4 protein-coding genes are annotated in these 4,980 nt (G+C 38.6%); 3 read left to right on the top strand and 1 reads right to left on the bottom strand.

The annotated features are described in order from the left end of the window. Positions 1 to 319: 319 nt before the first annotated feature. Positions 320 to 1,381 carry an AI-2E family transporter YdiK gene (gene ydiK / locus REG_RS09635; protein WP_006705466.1) on the bottom strand — a complete coding sequence of 354 codons (1,062 nt, stop codon included), beginning with the start codon at positions 1,379 to 1,381 and terminating at the stop codon, positions 320 to 322. A gap of 200 nt (positions 1,382 to 1,581) precedes the next feature. Here ydiK and galE point away from each other — a divergent pair, with 200 nt between their 5' ends. The 3 genes from galE to REG_RS09620 are packed head-to-tail and all read left to right on the top strand — an operon-like array spanning position 1,582 to position 4,805. Then, complete coding sequence (galE, locus tag REG_RS09630; RefSeq protein WP_039908742.1) at positions 1,582 to 2,610, top strand: UDP-glucose 4-epimerase GalE; 1,029 nt, start codon at positions 1,582 to 1,584, stop codon at positions 2,608 to 2,610. Positions 2,611 to 2,649: 39 nt separating this feature from the next. After that, entirely contained in the window at positions 2,650 to 3,687 is a 1,038-nt protein-coding gene (locus REG_RS09625) for a glycosyltransferase (protein ID WP_006705464.1), read from the top strand. A gap of 41 nt (positions 3,688 to 3,728) precedes the next feature. Further along, on the top strand, positions 3,729 to 4,805 hold the full coding sequence (locus REG_RS09620; protein ID WP_006705463.1) for a glycosyltransferase: 1,077 nt from the start codon (positions 3,729 to 3,731) through the stop codon (positions 4,803 to 4,805). Positions 4,806 to 4,980: the final 175 nt, after the last annotated feature.

The following is a 4,980-nucleotide window of genomic DNA, read 5'->3' as shown; positions in this document are numbered from 1 at the left end:
CTTTTCGTAGACTACGATAGAGAATATCCGCCAATAATGATAATGGAGAAAAAACTAGGCCCCCAGTGAAGCCACTAGCCTTCATTACAACATTTAGATTAGTCATAGCATTATTAGCCATATTACATCCTTAATGTATATTTCATTTTATTGATTTATAAATTACTACTTTGCGATAAAAGTAAAATAATAGACAAAGTTAAAGAATAAAGAAAGTAAAAATAATAAAATAATCCTCCTTATTCAATTTTAAATTTATTATTTATAGAATAAAAGGAGGCGCTATTATTAAAATATTTGCGCCATCAATAATATATTTTTATGTTCCACATTCTTCATTAATCCAAGCCAATATTAAACGATAAGAAACGGCTAAAACCACCGGTCCAATAAATAAACCAATCATACCTAACGACAATAAACCACCAATAACACCAAAAAGGATCAATATCATCGGTAAATCGGCACCCCGGCGAATTAATGCCGGACGCAGTACCGCATCAAAGGTACCCAGAATCCCACTCCATACCAACAAAATACTTCCCCAAGTAGTATCACCACTCCAATAAAGCCAAATAATCGCCGGAATAAGCACCAATAAAGGCCCAAGCTGTACAACGCAGAGAATAAACATCAAAACAGTGAGTAAGGTCGCATAAGGAATACCTGCCATCGCTAAAGCAATTCCTCCTAAAACGGCTTGAATCAATGCTGTTACCACTAGGCCAAGCGCCACAGCGCGAATGGATTGAGCGGCTAAAACAATCACAGAGTCTCCCTTTTCGTCGGCTAATCGCACCGCAAAACGGCGGATACCTTGAGCAACCCGTTCACCGTGAAAATAAAACAAAACGCTAAACAACACCATCAATGCCAGATGAACGACAAAACGCCCAAGATGAGCGGCCTGAGCAACAAACCAAGTGGTTGCTTCCCCTACATAAGGTCGGAGTTTTGCCAATAATTCGTTCGCTCCCCCCTCAACTAAATTATGCCAACTATTATAGATTTTACTGCCTATCAGAGGGATAGCATTTAACCATTCCATTTCAGGAAAATGCATATTGGCAGGACTGCTCGCCCAAGCGACTAAAGGCGCACTATTTATTAATAAGCTATTAACCAACAACGCAATAGGGATCACAAAAAATAAAATCAATAATAGCGTCATAACAATGACCGCCAAAACACGTCTCCCCCAGAGCACAATTTGCAGTTTTATTAATAACGGCCAAGTGGTGATCACCACCATCACCGCCCAAGTAAGACCGATAATAAAAGGTTGTATTACCAAAAAACTGGTAATCATCATTGTTAGGATAAACAACGCGCAAAACATCAATTTAGTTAAATCATAGCGATCTTGTATTCGATTATTCATCCGTCGACTCGCATCTTGTCAATCTTGAGTATGTAAAAATGTTATCAGCATAGCATAGCAGGATGTAGCTGCCCGGAATGTTTTGGGTTGATGAGCAAAATTCTGGATCTAGGACAATCACCTCTTCCAACAATGATGACACACAAGAGATATTAGCTTATTTTACTCGTAGCTATTGCAAGAATAAGAGAGGCACTGAGATGGAAGAAAAAATATTAGTTACCGGCGGAGCAGGCTATATTGGCTCGCACACTGTAGTTCAGCTGCTTGAAGCAGGTTTATCCGTCGTGGTCTTTGACAATCTTTCAAATAGTAGTCGTGCTGTCATCGATCGAATTTCCAAGCTTACAGGTAGTAAGTCTCTTGATTTTATCGAGGGAGACATCCGAGATCGCACTGCCGTTCGTCATGCTCTTCGAGATCAAAAAATTAGCGCTGTAGTTCATTTTGCCGGACTGAAAGCAGTTGGTGAGTCAGAAACCGAACCGCTTAAATATTATGACAATAACGTTTCTGGCAGCGTGGTACTTCTTGAGGAGATGATGAAAACAGATATTAATACCATTGTTTTTTCCTCCTCAGCAACCGTGTATGGCAATCCTGAATATAGTCAGTATCACGAAGACACACCACCAGCCCCCGCGAATGTTTATGGTAGAACTAAACTCATAGTCGAAGATATCCTTAGAGATCTAAAAAAATCTCAACCCTCTTGGCGTATTGCACTCCTACGTTACTTTAATCCCGTTGGAGCACATGATTCAGGTTTGATTGGTGAAAATCCAAAAGGAATTCCAAACAATCTGATGCCGTTCATTGCGCAGGTCGCTGTTGGAGTAAGACAAAAGCTTTCCGTGTACGGAAACGACTATCCAACGCCAGACGGCACGGGGCTAAGAGATTACATCCACGTTGAAGATCTAGCAGCAGGTCACTTAGCCACACTTCAGTACCTTAAAATAAAACCAACGTTGCTTACGCTAAATCTTGGCACCGGACAATCTTATAGTGTCCTTGATATTATTAAGGCATTTGAAAAAGCATCAGGCAAAGCTATTCCCTATGAAGTCGTCGGTCGTCGAGAGGGTGATCTGGCGGAATACTATGCAGATCCTAGTCTCGCCGAAAAGATATTGGGCTGGAAAGCTCAACTTGGCATTGATCGAATGTGTGCAGACACCTGGCGGTGGAAAAAAAATAACCCCGCAGGATACTCTAATATCAAGTAGACAGCTTTCTGTGACTGAGAAAGTCATGGAATTAATGAAATGGATAATATAAATATGAATGTTATAAAAGAAATTAAAGAATATAAGTACGCCCCTACTGTTCAAAAAAAGAAAAAATTAGATATAGCCTATGGCGTTGATGAAAAATACCTTTTCGCCAGTGGTATTTCTATCACCTCTATTCTGTTAAACAATGATAACAGTGCTTTTGCTTTTCATGTGTTTACGGATTTCTTGGATTTTGAAAACGATTCTAAATTCAAGAAGCTAGCAGAAAATCGATGTGCTGATATAACCCTCTATTTAATAGACTGTAAAAAGCTTAAAAATTTACCCTGCAGCGAAAGATTGAATTACTCTACCTATATTAGATTTATCATCGCAGACCAGCTTTGTGGCTCAAAAGATAAAATACTCTACCTTGATGCTGATATCTTCTGTAACGCTTCAATTGAAACACTGAACGATATAGACCTTGACGATAACGCATGCGCTGTTATTAAAGACGCATTAGGAAAAAGTGCAAGCGCAAAGCTATCAGTGCGACTTGACATCCCAGGCATTGAAGATCGCTACTTCAATGCTGGATTTCTATTACTGAATCTAGTCCACTGGAGATCTCATGATGTCACTAATCAAGCGGTTGCTATTTTGGGCAGCAAAAAGTATGAAGGAAAACTCAATTTTTTTGATCAGGATGCCCTTAATATTTTGTTCTTCGGTAAAATAATAAACCTTAGCGCCAGATATAACAGGTTTTACGACTTAAGCCGTGAAAGAAAAAGAAAAAGAAAAAGAGAAGATAGTGTGCTACCCAATTTGAATGATTCGGCGCTTATCCATTACATCGGCAGTACCAAGCCTTGGCATTCATGGGCTAATTACGCTGCCTGCGATCTATTCAAAAAAGCACAAGCGGCCTCAGAATGGAAAGACCATCTTTCAATTCCGCCACAAATACGTGATGAGTTGAGGGAATGCGCAAAACATAGTTTTTATCAAAAAGACTACATCAACTGGATCAAGAATCGCGTTAAGTATTATTTCAGCAGGGTATCCATTGCCACAAAAATGTAGCCGCCCGGAATATTTTCAGCTGTTTTATATGGAGTAATGAAATGAATTACATAAAGATGAATGTTATAAAAGAAATTAAAGAATATAAGTACGCCCCCAGGGTTCAAAACAAAAAAAAATTAGATATTACCTATGGCGCTGATGAAAAATACCTTTTTGCCTGTGGTATTTCTATCACCTCTATTCTATTAAATAATGATAATAATTCTTTTTCTTTTCATGTATTTACTGATTTTTTAGATTTCGACAACGAGTCTAAATTCAAAAAGTTAGCAGAAAATCTATGTGCCGATGTAACCCTTTATTTAATAGACTGTAAAGAGCTTAAAAATTTACCCCGCACCGAAAGATTAAATTACTCTACCTATATTAGATTTATCATCGCAGACCAGCTGTGTGAATCAAAAGACAAGATACTCCATCTTGATGCTGATATCTCCTGTAACGCTTCAATTGAAGCGCTGAACGATATAGCACTTGGCAATAACGCAGGCGCTGTTGTTAAAGACTCATTAGGAGAAATAGAAGGAGTAAAGTTATCAATGCGACTTGGCATCCCAAACATTGAACAAAACTACTTCAATGCTGGATTTTTATTACTGAACCTAGTCTACTGGAGATCTCATAACATTACCCATCAAGCGTTTGCTCTTTTGAGCAGCAAAAAGTATAAGGGAAAACTCTGTCTTAATGATCAAGATGCCCTTAATATTTTGTTCCTCGGTAAAATAATAAACCTTAGCACCAAATACAACCGGATTTACAATGTAAGCCATGAAAGAAAAAGAAAAAGTAAAAGAAAACAGGAAGATTGTGTGCTACCCGATTTAAATGATGCCGCACTTATCCATTACACCGGCAGTACCAAACCTTGGAATTCATGGGCTAATTACACGTCCTGCGACATATTCAAAAAAGCACAAGCTGCCTCAGAATGGAAAAACCATCTTTCAGTTCCTCCACAAATACGTGAGGAGTTGAAGGACTGCGCAAAACAGTATTTTTATCAAAAAGACTACATCAATTGGATAAAGTATCGCGCCAAGTATTATTTCCGCAAGTACCAGTATTATTTCCGCAAGGATTTGGACAAGTTATCCATTACCTCACAAGGCTAGAATGATTGCCACTAAACACGCTTTCGGTTAAAATTAATACAAAATATCATCCCTTTGACACTTACATTTCCAGCCTCCATCCGATGCACGGTTTTCCAACTAATCCTGTGTTAAAGTACGGCGGTTAACAGCGATAAGAAAGGCAGGTTTATATGCAACAAGAGACTGTTAAAAA

It is taken from the genome of Candidatus Regiella insecticola LSR1 (genome assembly GCF_000143625.1).
In the GTDB taxonomy this organism is placed as follows: Bacteria; Pseudomonadota; Gammaproteobacteria; order Enterobacterales; family Enterobacteriaceae; genus Regiella; species Regiella insecticola.
Note: the sequence above shows the minus strand (reverse complement) of the source record. Positions and strands in the feature narration are given on the sequence as shown.

What these genes read in the sequence shown, in the direction of transcription:
- REG_RS09620 (WP_006705463.1), top strand. Translation starts at nt 3,729, where the DNA reads ATGAATTACATAAAGATGAATGTTATAAAAGAAATTAAAGAATATAAG.
- galE (WP_039908742.1), top strand. Translation starts at nt 1,582, where the DNA reads ATGGAAGAAAAAATATTAGTTACCGGCGGAGCAGGCTATATTGGCTCG.
- ydiK (WP_006705466.1), bottom strand. Translation starts at nt 1,381, where the DNA reads ATGAATAATCGAATACAAGATCGCTATGATTTAACTAAATTGATGTTT.
- REG_RS09625 (WP_006705464.1), top strand. Translation starts at nt 2,650, where the DNA reads ATGGATAATATAAATATGAATGTTATAAAAGAAATTAAAGAATATAAG.